The sequence below is a fragment of the Moorena sp. SIO3E8 genome, from assembly GCF_010692445.1.
GTDB lineage: Bacteria > Cyanobacteriota > Cyanobacteriia > Cyanobacteriales > Coleofasciculaceae > Moorena > Moorena bouillonii.
Window position 1 is genome coordinate 131177 of record NZ_JAAHHM010000007.1, and the last position, 13438, is coordinate 144614.

The following is a 13438-nucleotide window of genomic DNA, read 5'->3' on the forward strand; positions in this document are numbered from 1 at the left end:
TTTTTTGGTAAGGCTTACTTACTATTATTGTTGATTGCTTTTTTATGCCTTTTCCGAGATCTAGTGGTCTTTTGCTCCATCCGACATCCCTACCCAGTCCCTTTGGTATTGGTGACTTAGGTTTACAGGCTTATCAATTCATTGACTTTTTGGCAGAAAGCGCCCAACAATACTGGCAAATCTTGCCCCTTGGTCCGATTGGGTATGGGAACTCTCCCTATGGTTCTTACTCAGCCATGGCAGGCAATCCCCTACTCATTAGCCCAAAACAATTGCAAAAGCAGGGACTGCTCAAGGATGAAGACTTTGCCAATCTGCCAGAGTTTCCCCTCGACTCAGTGGATTATGATCAGGTAATTCAAACCAAGATGCCCCTGTTGTACCAAGCTTGCGATCGCTTCCGTGCCAACGCCTCACCCCAACAGCACCAGAAATTTACAGAATTTTGTCAAGCAAAAGCCAGCTGGTTGGAAGACTATGCTTTATTTATGGCTGTTCATGATGCGTTTGACCAGAGTAGCTGGCATACTTGGGAACGAGACATTGCTATGGCTCAACCCAAAGCAGTTGAGTATTGGCGGCAGAAATTGCAGGATGAAATTTATTTCTACAAATACCTACAGTTTGAGTTTTTCTGCCAGTGGTCAGCTCTCAAACAGTACGCCAACCATCACCAGATCCAGATTATTGGTGATATCCCAATTTATGTGGCTCACGATAGTGCTGATGTCTGGGCTCATCGGGAAATCTTTGCCATTGATCACGAAACTGGCGAACCCACACTCATGGCTGGGGTGCCTCCGGACTATTTCAGTGCCACAGGTCAGTTGTGGGGTAATCCAGTTTATAACTGGGAACAGTTACAGGCAGATAACTTCCGATGGTGGATACAACGCTTCCAAACCATCTTGGAGTATGTAGACATTGTGCGGATTGACCATTTCCGGGGATTTGAGGCCTACTGGCAAGTCAAGCAAGGAGAAACAACTGCCATCACTGGAGAATGGGTTAAGGCACCAGGAAAAGAATTTTTTGAAGTACTCCAAGACAAGTTGGGCAATTTGCCAATTATTGCCGAAGATTTAGGGATCATCACTCCAGAAGTAGAAGCATTACGCTCACGCTTCCAGTTTCCTGGTATGAGAATTTTACAGTTTGCCTTTAGTGGGGGATCAAGTAACCCTTACTTACCCTTTAACTATGTCCACAACTGTGTGGTTTACACCGGTACCCATGATAATGACACAACAGTGGGTTGGTTTAAAAAACTCTCTGCTGAAGATAAGCAGATTATAATGAATTACTCCGGATCAGTCAGCCAAGAAGGCATCCATTGGGATTTAATCCGATTAGCGCTCAGTAGTATTGCCAACCAAGCGATTATTCCTGTGCAAGATATTTTAGGTCTGGACACAGATGCTCGAATGAACTTTCCCAGTACTGTAGAAGGTAACTGGCAATGGCGCTATCGACCGAATGCGTTGAGTGAAGAATTGGCTAATCGCCTCAAAATCCTCACTCACACTTACGATCGTGCTCCCAGTTATGACTAGCAAGCCTAGTTATATTGTATTGGAATAGTTTTAACAATTAATCCTATTAAGTTCATTATTGGTTGTTTATATTTTGACAAAAATGTTAATTATTAGTTAACAATCCTAAACTCACAATCCTAAACAATTCTATTCTATACAAGGGATTAACTGGACTTTATATAAGTTAAGTCGTTGCTATAGCATTTGAATTTGATATCTTCAAATTTAATTGATTAACCAAGGTAACAGGTGACATTAGGAAAGAGAGCCTACACTTGTGAGCGTTTTATGGTAAATCAGCATTGGTTTTCATGCATCTATTTTTAATTTTAAATGCTATGATTTGTGATTTTTTTAGTAACATTTATAGGTTTTTGCCACCAATTATATGCTTTTATAATGTTTAATATTGATGAAATTAATGCTTTTCCCATAGAAAGCTTTACTACTGAAGAGAGGGTCTAGGTTTAGCAGCAAAAGTTAATGCTTGTACTGCACCAGGAGCCCCCATCTGCTTTGCCTGTTGGTTATTGAACTCAACGATTACATTCCCAGCATCGCCAGCTTTAACAAATAGTTTTTCGTTAGCAACCCAAGTCTGGTGCGCTCCTTTTTCTAGGATGCCTTCATATTTTTTCTTGCCATCTGCCACGATCAGAAGCCAAGATCTACCTTTGAGAGTGATATCCACCTGAACTGGCTTATTTGGACCCGACGGTATCTTGGTTAAGGCTAACTGCGCTTGGGAGTTAGTTTGATCTACATTACCGGGTGTCGGTAACGATTGAGCTGGAGACGAGTTTGGTTCCTTATCAGTTATTTGTGGCTTAGAAGGGTTGATTAGGACAGATAAGCCACTCACTGAACCAATAACCAAGCAAATGTAGAACAAATAAAGATGAAACGGTCGCAGTTGAGGAACCCTACTGTTACCCCAGGAAAGTTTTGACCTTTTTACAGTTACCCCAGTGGGAAAAGCCTTGGCAAACTCGTCTCCATTTAAGCCTAGTGCATCCCCAAAGTGCTTGATAAACCCTTGAACATACACAGGTTCTGGTAATTGGTCTAGCTTGCCTTGCTCTATTGCCCTCAAAAATCGTGCATTAATTCGGGTACAAGCGGCAATTTCCTCAATGGTTTTACACTGTTGAGTACGTAACTGACACAGGGATGAACCCATTTCTTCCAGCTTCTTCTGTTGTTGTTGCTGCAACGGGACTTTGTTTTCATTCATACACGGTACTCCTCGACATCTGCTGGCATTTTTACTGAACAATGGTGGATTTACTGGTAAGAAAACTCACCTCTACATCATTCAAGGCACGGTAGTCACCACAAGGAAGAATTGGCTCTCCTGGTAGATTTAATTTAATCGGGCCAATAGCAGTACGATGTAGATGAATCACTGGATAGCTTAGCAGTTGAGCAACACGACGGATCTGTCGGTTTCTACCTTCCGTTAAGACTACCTCCAAAAGTGTGGATTGACCCTTACGCTTAAGTACACGAACTTGAGCGGGTAACGTTTTTTTACCCAGCAGATTAACACCTTCACGCCAAGTTTGCAGTACCGATTCTGGGGGATTACCCCGTACCCAAACCTGATACGTCTTAGGTATGTGATGACTAGGATGGGTCAGGCGAAATGTTAGCTCACCATCATTGGTCAGTAGTAATGCACCTGTAGAATCGGCATCCAGCCTTCCTACAGGATGAATCCCCTGACCCTTGGTTAGTTTATCCGGTAATAAGTCAATTACTGTCGGACGATTCCGGGAATCTCGGCAAGTGGAAACTACTCCAGCAGGCTTGTTCAGTAAAAGGTAGATAGATTGAGGTCGGTGATAGGGGTTGATCGGTTTGCCATCCACTTCGATTACATCTGTTTCTGGATCAGCTTTCTGCCCCAAATGTACAGTCGTACCATTTAGGCGCACTTGTCCTGCGGCTATCATCTTCTCGGCTCGACGCCGTGACGCAATACCCCACTGTGAAAGAATTTTTTGTACTCTTTCCTCCATGACCCAACATTTGGCTTTAGCTTTGTCTTCTGGACTATGGTGATGCTGAATCTAGTTTGTCTTATGCTTATAGTGTGCCCAGGAGTTGATTTCCATTAGACAACGACTTCAAAATACTATGTACAAAAATACTATGTACAAATAGTACAAGAAGGTGTTCTTTTGGTTAAAACTCCCAAAACCTCGAAGCAAAAGCCAAGCCAGATTATCAGCAAAGTTATTTCCCCAGCGCTACGGCTGTGGCTGCGATCGCAAGTAGAGGAAGTTGCTACATTGCAACTAAACATTGTGGGATGCGATCGCCAAATCCTGACTGGTTACATTCCTCAGGTTGCCCTTGCTGCCAACCAAGCAGTTTATCAAGGACTGCATCTAAGCCAAATTCAGCTCGAAGGCAGTAATATTAGACTCAACCTGGGTCAGATAATTAAGCGTAAACCCGTACGTCTTTTAGAACCAGTTCCCGTAGTGGGTCAGCTATTACTCCTAGAACCAGACCTGCAATCATCTCTTGAAGCACCCTTGTTATCTAACGCTTTGACGGAGTTATTATATACATTCCTTAAATCAGATGATATCATTAAACCCGGTAACGACCCAAAACAGCCACAAATACGCTGGCAAAAGATTAATATCAATATAGGACAGCTGACCTTAAGAGGCATTTCAACTAATCCTGATGTTGCTAGCCAGCTGATAGTAATTCGTGCTGGTATCCAACTGGCGACCCCCAACCAACTCGAACTGAACCCCTTGCAAGTTCAGATAGATCATGATGCCCCCCCTATTAGCTTAGATGGCTTTCTAATCAATTTAGGACCAGAGGTGGAGCTTCAGGAACTTACCCTCACAACTGGACAACTGATATGTCGTGGAGGATTGAAGGTAATGCCTTAGTCGTTACTCCTTAATCGTTATTTATGATACTTTTAGCTGTTTTTAATTAGCTTAAGCGCGTTTATATTGTGGCTATATAATTCATAATTATGTCATTAATGCGTCATTACCTGTAATAAAACCATCCTTTCCATCCTTAAGGAAAAAACCTACCCATAACAGCTTTTGTTAGGTGCGCTTACAGTTGTCGAATTAAATTCGCGTGATTGTCGCGCCTCTGGATGCAGTTCCTGATGGTTTGGGTTCTGTGTGCCCAGGCAAGGGTCCACACCTGTCAGCCATGCAAAGCCCGAGTGGTTTGAAGTTACCGTAAGACAGGCTCGCCTTAATCAATAAGTTTTAACCATGCATCTGCATAGCCTATCAACTATAAAGGCTCAACGTAATCAGGTTTCGTCTCCGGGGAAAACCCCCGCAGGTCGGCGCTGCCTCCCCTGTTCCCTTGCTGCATCGCTGTAAGCCCTGTCGAGAAAGTCTTTTGCTTCACAATCGCTCCCTTTTCGTGCTGCATACGTTGCCAACTACAGGCGCGCCTTATGCTATTCCTTATCCATCCTTCCGTAAGATTATTAAGTAATGTAACAATTTTGCGGTTATACCAGCTAAATGTCTTGACAGCTAGAGAGGAAGCCGATAAGGTTAAATACATACCCGGGTACAACGATATAAAAAATATATGCAAGACAAGCAAAAAGTTACTCTTTATCTTCCACCAGGATTGCACCGCCGGCTCAAAATTAAAGCGGCTGTTGATTCTGAATCAATGTCAGCTATGGTTGAGAGGGCGATTATATTCTACATAGAACATCAAGATGTGGTTGAAGAGGTAGACCAATATGGACAAACCCATAAAGTATACCCCTGTCCTGAGTGTTCTAGTGACTTGGTTCTCTCAGAGGGAAAATTAGTTGCTCTGAAAAACCAACCTGGTGTGATATCGGAAGAACTCCCAGTAGAAAAGGTAACAGCAAAAGTATGCTCCATTACCGATTCTCACGGAGAAGAGGAATTGGTTCCTTGTTAAGGTAGCCAAAGTTAAGGTAGACAAATTAGTCTACTCGCAGAGCACACTTAGTTAGCTCAGTGGTTCAGTTGAAGATGTTTGGGCAGTTGTAAGCCGTCTCTAATATTAGGTAGAGTTATGCAAGAAGAGATAAACGTTCTCATTCAAGCTCAATATCCTCTAATCTACCTCGTGACTCCCGAGGAGGAGCGGGCAGAGAGGGCAATAGCAATGATTGCTCAAAGGAAGTCTCAACAGCAACGAGTCTTCGTTTGGACCGTCACTCACGGGATTGTTGAGTATGGTCAATCACGCCACACCACTCAGCACAATACGGTCTCTCCTGAGGCAGCAGTTCAGTGGGTAATTCAACAAAAAGAACCTGGTATATACATCTTTAAGGATTTACATCCCTTTATAGATGCACCAGCAACTACCCGATGGTTGCGGGATGCGATGGCAAGCTTTAGGGAGGAAGCTAAGAAGTCTCTTAAAAAGTCTATCATCGTAATGTCCCCGGTGCAGCAGATTCCTATTGAGTTGGAAAAGGAAGTGGTTGTCCTTGACTTTCCCCTACCAAACCTTAAGGAACTTAACCAAGTCCTATCCCACCAACTGGATCAGAGTAAAACTCGTCGAACGACTACAGAAACTAGGGAAAAGCTCCTCAAAGCATCATTAGGCTTGACCCGGGATGAAGCAGAGAAGGTTTATCGCAAAGCCTACGTTAAAGCTAGTCGTCTTACTGAAGCTGAAGTTGATATTGTTCTATCCGAGAAGAAGCAGATCATCCGCCGCAACGGGATCCTAGAGTATATCGAAGAAGATGAAACCCTCGATTCTATAGGAGGGTTAGAGGAACTGAAGCGTTGGCTGAAGCAGCGCTCTAATGCCTTTACAGAGAGGGCGAGAGAATATGGTTTGCCTCAACCGAAGGGAATGTTGATTCTAGGGGTTCCTGGCTGTGGTAAATCTCTGATTGCCAAAACTACGTCTCGTTTATGGGGTCTGCCACTATTGCGCCTGGATATGGGGCGGGTATACGATGGCTCGATGGTAGGGCGCTCGGAAGCCAACCTGCGCAATGCTTTGAAGACGGCAGAATCAATCTCTCCAGCTATTCTATTCATAGATGAGCTTGATAAGTCGTTTGCTGGTAGCAGCGGTTCTTCTGACTCTGATGGGGGTACTTCAAGTCGAATCTTTGGTTCTTTCCTGACCTGGATGCAAGAAAAAACCTCACCAGTCTTTGTGATGGCGACAGCCAACCGAGTGGAGCGCCTACCAGGAGAATTCCTGCGCAAAGGTCGTTTTGATGAGATATTTTTTGTTGATTTACCCAACACCCAAGAACGCCAGCAAATCTTTGAAATTCACCTGAAAAAGCGGCGTGGAGATATTGACCGCTTTGACATTGAACAGTTAGCTAAGGTTTCTGAAGGTTTTTCTGGGGCTGAGATTGAGCAAGCTCTGGTGGCAGCGATGTATGAGGCATTTGCTCAAGACCGGGAGTTTACTCAACTGGATATTATTGCCGCGATTAAATCAACTCAGCCTCTATCGCGCACGATGACAGAGCAGGTTGCAGCCCTGAGGGACTGGGCTAGGCAACGCGCGCGACCTGCTGCATCCTCCCTAGCTGAATATCAGCGTATGGAGTTCTAACAGGCTTTCTCCTGCTCCCAACAGGAGTAAAGGCTAGCAATTTTTTGCTAGCAGTTTGATAAGTAGCCGCTTGTAATTATTGTTGAGGGCGGCTAGCCATAAAAGTAAAACGCTACGTTGTCGTTTCTCTGATACCTTTTCTGGAGGAAATCCACATGTCTCACTTTAGCACTCTGCGCACTAAAATCTCCGATGCTGAAATCCTGAAAACTTCCCTGTGTGACCTGGGAATCACTGTTAAGACAGAAGCTGATGTTCGTGGCTACAATGGTCAGCGGGTTCGCGCTGACTTGGTTGCCGTTCTCGAAGGTGAATATGATCTCGGTTGGTCTCGCAACAGCGATGGCACCTTTGACCTGATTGCTGACCTCTGGGGTGTAGCTAAGAAGCACAACCAAACCGAGTTGATCAACTCCATCAACCAGAAGTATGCCGTTAACAAGACCTTGGCAGAAGTCAAGCAGCGTGGCCTAAACAATGCCAACGTTAAGTTGGTTCTACAAAAGTAGTCCATTTAGGCGTTCCCAAGCTCACGGGTTGACCAATTGTATAGCGGGTTAACCCGTTTTTTTGTGCAAATTTTTATGCAATTGTATAAATTTCGATTTTATGAAAGCCGATAAAGCATAAAGGCTGAGAACTCCGAGGAAAAGGGAGTTTTGATCTGGTGCAAACGGTATGATGTTTTCAGTCATAGTAAAATATTCTATACTCAACGTGTCCAGATGCGGCTCGACGCCCATCTCGTAACAATTGTTGATAATCCCCCATGCTTGAGCTGGGGGGAAGCTCAAGCACTTAAAATATAAATTGTGTCAATGCAGTCTAATCCAGTCTTTTGAGGGGATACCGTTGTGAGTAATGTGATTACAATCGAAGATAAAGATTTTGAAATTGAAGTTTTAAAAGCCCAGCAGCCAGTACTGGTATACTTCTGGGCAACTTGGTGTGGACCATGCCGCTTAGTATCGCCATCAGTGGACTGGGTTGCGCAAAATTATAGCGATCGCTTAAAAGTCATTAAGATGGAAGTAGACCAACATGAAGATGCCGTTGCCAAGTGCAAGGTAGAGGGTGTCCCTGCTCTAAGACTGTTTAAAAATGGTGAGGTGACCAAATCCCACGAGGGAGCAATTACCAAAACTCAATTGCAGACTATGCTGGATGAGAACCTTTAAATTAGGGCAGTAAGGGGCAATGGGAGCAATGCCAGCGAACCGATGGGAAAGGCTTGTGACGGCTCGAAAAGAATAGACAAAAGAAAAAGACTAAGATTAAAATGCAGTTTGCCCAACGTTTACAACCCCTGCAAGCAAATGTATTTGCCGATATGGATCAGGCCAAAGCGTTGGCAGCTGCTGGGAAAGAAATCATTGACCTATCATTAGGGTCTTCCGATTTACCAGCTCCCAACCATGTGTGTGCTGCGATTGAAGCCTCGTTGTATGAGCCTAGCACTCACGGTTACTTGCTGTTTCATGGTACTAAAGCTTTTCGTCAGGCAGCAGCTAGCTGGTATACTGAAAAATTTGGTATTCCGGTTGACCCAGAAACTGAGGTGCTACAACTGATTGGTTCTCAGGAAGGCACAGCTCATTTACCTTTAGCTGTGCTTAATCCAGGGGATTTTGCTCTGCTACAAGACCCAGGCTATCCTTCCCATGCCGGTGGTGTCCACCTAGCCAGTGGTCAGATTTATCCGATGCCCCTATTGGCAGAAAACAATTTTTTGCCTGTATTTGAGGATATCCCCGAGGCAGTGCTAGCTCAAGCACGGATGATGGTGTTGAGTTATCCCCATAATCCCACTACTGCGATCGCACCCTTGTCTTTTTTTCAGGAAGCAGTGGCGTTTTGTAAGTGCCATAACCTGGTATTAGTTCACGATTTTCCCTACGTTGATATCGTTTTTGAAGATACCAGAGGCAATGGGGAGCAGATCGGGAAAATCCAAGAAACCCTCAATCCCACCTCTGTTGCTCCCTCGGTTTTGCAAGCAGACCCAGAGAAGAATTTATCGATTGAGTTTTTTAGCTTTTCCAAGTCTTACAATATGGGAGGTTTCCGGATTGGCTATGCTATCGGTAATGCTCAATTGATTCGAGCGTTGCGGCAGGTGAAAGCGGCAATTGACTTTAACCAATACAGGGGGATTCTCAATGGTGCGATCGCAGCGTTGAATGGTTCTCAAGACATTGTTAAACCGATAGTCACCACCTATCAACAGCGGCGGGATGCCTTTGTCCATGCTTTAAACCGCATTGGTTGGTCAGTGCCAGTTCCACCAGCCACTATGTATGTCTGGGCAAAATTGCCAGACCCTTGGGCAGGGAACTCAGTAAAATTTTGTACTAGCTTGGTAGAAGCCACTGGGGTGGCTGCTTCTCCAGGAGCTGGTTTTGGCAAGGCTGGTGAAGGCTATGTCCGTTTTGCCTTAGTACAGGAACCAGACGTTTTGGAAAGAGCAGTGGAGAGAATTTCAGGATTTTTGCAATCTTATTAATAAGTACCTAATACTCTGTCTCTGTCGAATTAGCCTTAAGGGTTAGGACAAGGTCTGAAGAAACCCTAAGAGGCTGGCATCATGGATGTTGATCCAACAATCCCCGTCTATGCAGGAGCGGGGATTGTCAAAGCAGCTGATTACTATCGTGATTTACAGGCACATCGAAAAGTACTTCAAACTTTGCTTCTGGCATATACCGATCCAAAAATCGGAGATGGTTATCAGCATCCTGACGATTAAAGAATCTAGCAACTGTGTATCTTTGGCATTTAGGCAGTAGACGCATAAGTGCCCAAGGGCGAGTGTAGTCTTCTGTTAGTGGAATTTGTCGATTAGTCATGCTTACCCCTGATTTGAAGTAATAAGAGCACTGGATAATTGCTTGATGAAAGGCGATGGACTAAGTCCATCGCCTAGGTGATGAAAAACCTTTGTTTTCTTAGGTGCGCTCTTACCATTAAGAATTAAATTCGCCAACGGCAAGCGCACCTGTCGAATCTTTAGTCAGATTAATCTAAAATGGCTGACTAAAAAAACGACCGGGTGATCTGGACATTATGATGGTTCTGTGATATCTGCAGACTCCTGATCACAAAAGGGAAAGATTATGAGCTGATTGCGGTGCGAGCCCGGTCGGATTTCCCGAGAAGCGTGAACGCCCACCAACAGAAAAGCTCACCTGTTAACAGAGCTGTCCGCCGTAACCCACCAATATTCAGCTGTCTTAAGATTTACTTTATAAACAGTCTCTAATTTTAATCAGCTAGCCTAGGGGTTAAATGTAAGTATTTAGTTAAAAAAAGCCCTTTAACAGTACACTTCCGAGATTAGAGCGTAAGACACATTTGCTATAATAATGGTATGTAAAAATGTCGAACAATTTCCAATCCTAAAAGACAAAAAGTTACATACAAACTGTCAACTCAACTCCTTGGATTAATTGTAAGGAGTGAGGCTTTAGCTAATCAAATAGTGTACATTATTGGGAATAGTGGACAAAAAATGCCCTAAGTTCCATCAATAATCTTAACCCTTAATTATAACATCCAATGACTACTGCTGCACCAGCTAAAACTCAATACGAAGCAATCATTGGTTTAGAAACCCATTGTCAGCTTAGTACCGAAACCAAAATTTTTTCTAACTCTTCCACAAAATTTGGTGCTACCCCTAATACCAATATTGACCCAATTTGTATGGGGATGCCAGGAGTGTTACCGGTTCTGAATCAAAAGGTACTAGAGTATGCTGTCAAAGCGGGTTTAGCACTCAATTGCCAGATTGCTCCCTACAGCAAATTTGACCGGAAACAGTATTTTTATCCTGACCTACCCAAAAATTACCAGATTTCCCAATACGATTTGCCCATTGCTGAGCATGGCTCACTGGAAATTGAAGTGTCCGATGATGAGGGTAATCCTATCCGTAAAACCATTGGCATCACTCGCCTACACATGGAGGAAGATGCCGGGAAACTGGTTCATGCTGGTAGTGACCGACTGGCTGGTTCTACCTACTCCCTAGTAGATTTCAACCGTGCTGGGGTACCTCTGATTGAAATAGTATCAGAACCGGATCTGCGCTCTGGTCAAGAGGCAGCAGAATACGCTCAAGAGCTGCGTCGGATTGTACGCTACATCGGTGTCAGTGATGGCAACATGCAAGAAGGGTCCCTGCGTTGTGATGTCAATATATCTGTACGTCCTGTAGGCCAGAAGGAGTTTGGTACCAAAGTAGAAATCAAAAATATGAACTCCTTCAATGCTATCCAGAAAGCGATTGAGTACGAAATTGACCGGCAAATCGCAGCTGTGGAAGCTGGAAAATCGATTATTCAAGAAACTCGCCTTTGGGAAGAGGGTAGTCAACGCACCATTAGTATGCGGACTAAGGAAGGATCCAGCGATTACCGCTATTTTCCTGAACCTGACTTACCACCAATTGAAGTGTCAACGGAACAATTAGAGCAATGGCGCAGTCAGCTAGCGGAACTTCCTGCCCAGAAGCGGCATCGTTATGAAAGTGAACTGGGACTTTCTGCCTATGATGCCCGGGTGTTGACGGATGATCGTCAAGTGGCAGAGTATTTTGAAACAACTGTTGCTGCTAATGCTAATCCCAAACAAGCCGCAAACTGGGTAATGGGAGATATTGCTGCTTATCTTAAGACTGAGAAACTGGCTATTACAGAGATTGCTCTCAAACCCGAGACTCTGGCAGAACTGATCAACCTGATTGATAATGACACCATTAGTGGTAAGATTGCCAAGGAGATTTTGCCAGAATTACTCTCTAAAGGGGGTTCTGCTAGGGAACTAGTGGAACGTAAGGGTTTGATTAAGATCTCTGACCCAAATGAACTCTCAACCATTATTGATGAGGTACTGGCTGCCAATCCTAAGGAACTCGAACAGTATCGCAATGGTAAGACCAAGCTGCAAGGTTTCTTTGTGGGACAGGTGATGAAGAAAACTAGCGGACGAGCTGATCCTAAGCTGACTAACCAAATTTTGGGCAAAAAGCTCAAGGGTGATTGAGGCAACGGGCTTGCCAGGTGTTGCTGATCACTAAATCACTAATTACCAATCACAAATAACAAAGAAAAGGAGAGTCACTGACGTGACCCTCCCGATCATCAGGGTGCATCTACATATCAAAATATACACTATTTTGGATGAGGGGTGTAACCCCTTTTTTTGTTTTTTTGTAAAGTTTTGAGATTTTATAGCAATTATGGAAATTACGGCTACACATCAAGCTAGACATCAATACGCTTGGTGCGTAAGTCCAAAAGACTTGATTTGACACTCCCCGTGCTTTAGCAGCGGGGATTCTAAGTTCTTCGTAACTACTTGCTCTACCAGGGTTGCCCCAAGCAGAGTAGAGGTGGCTACTCCCTTAGCGTTACTTTGGGTATGCCCTACCCTAGATTTTGCCTTGAGCAAAATATTGATTGCCGCGTTGGTGTCTCGATCTAGAGTACAGCCACACTGACAGATATGAGTGCGGGTAGACAGAGATTTCTTAACTACCCGTTTACACTGACTGCATTCTTGGCTGGTGTACTGTGGTGGCACAGCAACAGCTAGTTTCTCAAACTTGTCAGCAAAATACTCAATCCACTGCCTAAACTGATACCAACTAGCATCAGCAATGGATTTAGCTAGACAGTGATTCTTGAGCATATTGCTCACACTTAAGTCTTCATAAGCTACTAAGTCGTTAGACTTGCATACGTTACGCGCTAATCTCTTAGCATGTTCGTTCCGTTGCCTACTTACTCTCAAATGTTTCCGAGAATACCTAGCTCTTGCCTTGCAGCGTCGATTCGAACCTTTCTTCTTCTTGTAGATACGACTTTGAGCGTGTTTGATTTTAGATTCAGCTTTTCTGAGGAACCTGGGATTGGGTTCAGTGTAACCATTAGAGTCAGTATAGAAAGACTTCAAACCAACATCTAACCCAATTTCATGCCCTGTTTGAGGCTGAGGATCAATGCACTTAACGTCAACACAGAACTGGCAGTAATAACCATCAGCTCTACGAAGCAAACGAACTCGCTTTATGGATTTAATAGGATAGGTATGAATGTCCCACTTACCTAATAGCTTGAGTGTACCAATACCCTGAGGGGGCGACGAAATAAGCTAAAATGCAGATTCTATAAGCAACCTAGCCCTTATACCTCGTTGATAATACTTTCGTTTATTAGGATTGAGTCTCATTAATTCGGTTACTAATTCTAGACAACAATCCTTAAACTTTACCCAGGTTTGACCATATAAACCAATGTAAAAACTGCTATGTCTCC

Annotated in this window: 11 protein-coding genes and 2 pseudogenes; 9 read left to right on the forward strand and 4 right to left on the reverse strand. The window is 43.9% G+C overall.

What is annotated here, in order from left to right; genetic code table 11:
• Positions 1 to 44: 44 nt before the first annotated feature.
• Positions 45 to 1553 (forward strand): 4-alpha-glucanotransferase, encoded by a 1509-nt coding sequence (gene malQ, locus F6K46_RS05460; RefSeq protein ID WP_293053136.1) that lies wholly within the window; start codon positions 45 to 47, stop codon positions 1551 to 1553.
• A 427-nt stretch (positions 1554 to 1980) separates the two neighbouring features.
• Here the strand turns inward: malQ and F6K46_RS05465 are convergent, their stop codons facing one another.
• Together F6K46_RS05465 and F6K46_RS05470 are read right to left on the reverse strand one after the other, a co-directional pair.
• Complete coding sequence (locus F6K46_RS05465; RefSeq protein WP_293053133.1) at positions 1981 to 2769, reverse strand: RodZ domain-containing protein; 789 nt, start codon at positions 2767 to 2769, stop codon at positions 1981 to 1983.
• Positions 2770 to 2800: 31 nt separating this feature from the next.
• Positions 2801 to 3556, reverse strand: a complete 756-nt coding sequence (locus F6K46_RS05470) for a pseudouridine synthase (protein ID WP_366510662.1) — start codon at positions 3554 to 3556, stop codon at positions 2801 to 2803.
• Positions 3557 to 3718: 162 nt separating this feature from the next.
• On the opposite strand from F6K46_RS05470, the gene F6K46_RS05475 reads away from it, so the two are divergent.
• The 8 genes from F6K46_RS05475 to gatB all read left to right on the forward strand — a co-directional run bounded on the left by F6K46_RS05475 (position 3719) and on the right by gatB (position 12164).
• Positions 3719 to 4453 carry a DUF2993 domain-containing protein gene (locus tag F6K46_RS05475; RefSeq protein WP_293053130.1) on the forward strand — a complete coding sequence of 245 codons (735 nt, stop codon included), beginning with the start codon at positions 3719 to 3721 and terminating at the stop codon, positions 4451 to 4453.
• 676 nt (positions 4454 to 5129) lie between these two features.
• Positions 5130 to 5477, forward strand: a complete 348-nt coding sequence (locus F6K46_RS05480) for a hypothetical protein (protein ID WP_293053127.1) — start codon at positions 5130 to 5132, stop codon at positions 5475 to 5477.
• 117 nt (positions 5478 to 5594) lie between these two features.
• Positions 5595 to 7121 carry an AAA family ATPase gene (locus F6K46_RS05485; RefSeq protein ID WP_293053124.1) on the forward strand — a complete coding sequence of 509 codons (1527 nt, stop codon included), beginning with the start codon at positions 5595 to 5597 and terminating at the stop codon, positions 7119 to 7121.
• A gap of 155 nt (positions 7122 to 7276) precedes the next feature.
• Positions 7277 to 7630 carry a DUF1257 domain-containing protein gene (locus tag F6K46_RS05490; protein ID WP_070394816.1) on the forward strand — a complete coding sequence of 118 codons (354 nt, stop codon included), beginning with the start codon at positions 7277 to 7279 and terminating at the stop codon, positions 7628 to 7630.
• A 345-nt stretch (positions 7631 to 7975) separates the two neighbouring features.
• Positions 7976 to 8299 carry a thioredoxin family protein gene (locus F6K46_RS05495; protein ID WP_293053120.1) on the forward strand — a complete coding sequence of 108 codons (324 nt, stop codon included), beginning with the start codon at positions 7976 to 7978 and terminating at the stop codon, positions 8297 to 8299.
• A gap of 101 nt (positions 8300 to 8400) precedes the next feature.
• On the forward strand, positions 8401 to 9624 hold the full coding sequence (locus F6K46_RS05500) for an LL-diaminopimelate aminotransferase (RefSeq protein ID WP_293053118.1): 1224 nt from the start codon (positions 8401 to 8403) through the stop codon (positions 9622 to 9624).
• An 81-nt stretch (positions 9625 to 9705) separates the two neighbouring features.
• Positions 9706 to 9867: a hypothetical protein gene (locus F6K46_RS40040; protein ID WP_366510661.1), complete on the forward strand. Its 162-nt coding sequence runs from the start codon at positions 9706 to 9708 to the stop codon at positions 9865 to 9867.
• An 809-nt stretch (positions 9868 to 10676) separates the two neighbouring features.
• Positions 10677 to 12164 carry an Asp-tRNA(Asn)/Glu-tRNA(Gln) amidotransferase subunit GatB gene (gene gatB, locus F6K46_RS05510; RefSeq protein WP_293053115.1) on the forward strand — a complete coding sequence of 496 codons (1488 nt, stop codon included), beginning with the start codon at positions 10677 to 10679 and terminating at the stop codon, positions 12162 to 12164.
• 228 nt (positions 12165 to 12392) lie between these two features.
• Here gatB and F6K46_RS05515 read toward each other — a convergent pair.
• Positions 12393 to 13256: pseudogene (locus tag F6K46_RS05515) on the reverse strand (transposase); the annotation flags it as partial.
• Positions 13257 to 13274: 18 nt separating this feature from the next.
• A pseudogene (locus tag F6K46_RS05520) lies at positions 13275 to 13438 on the reverse strand (IS4 family transposase); the annotation flags it as partial.

Excerpts from the sequence above, each read along its gene's own strand:
- malQ (WP_293053136.1), top strand. The coding sequence starts at position 45 with ATGCCTTTTCCGAGATCTAGTGGTCTTTTGCTCCATCCGACATCCCTA.
- F6K46_RS05465 (WP_293053133.1), bottom strand. The coding sequence starts at position 2,769 with ATGAATGAAAACAAAGTCCCGTTGCAGCAACAACAACAGAAGAAGCTG.
- F6K46_RS05470 (WP_366510662.1), bottom strand. The coding sequence starts at position 3,556 with ATGGAGGAAAGAGTACAAAAAATTCTTTCACAGTGGGGTATTGCGTCA.
- F6K46_RS05480 (WP_293053127.1), top strand. The coding sequence starts at position 5,130 with ATGCAAGACAAGCAAAAAGTTACTCTTTATCTTCCACCAGGATTGCAC.
- F6K46_RS05485 (WP_293053124.1), top strand. The coding sequence starts at position 5,595 with ATGCAAGAAGAGATAAACGTTCTCATTCAAGCTCAATATCCTCTAATC.
- F6K46_RS05490 (WP_070394816.1), top strand. The coding sequence starts at position 7,277 with ATGTCTCACTTTAGCACTCTGCGCACTAAAATCTCCGATGCTGAAATC.
- F6K46_RS05500 (WP_293053118.1), top strand. The coding sequence starts at position 8,401 with ATGCAGTTTGCCCAACGTTTACAACCCCTGCAAGCAAATGTATTTGCC.
- F6K46_RS40040 (WP_366510661.1), top strand. The coding sequence starts at position 9,706 with ATGGATGTTGATCCAACAATCCCCGTCTATGCAGGAGCGGGGATTGTC.
- gatB (WP_293053115.1), top strand. The coding sequence starts at position 10,677 with ATGACTACTGCTGCACCAGCTAAAACTCAATACGAAGCAATCATTGGT.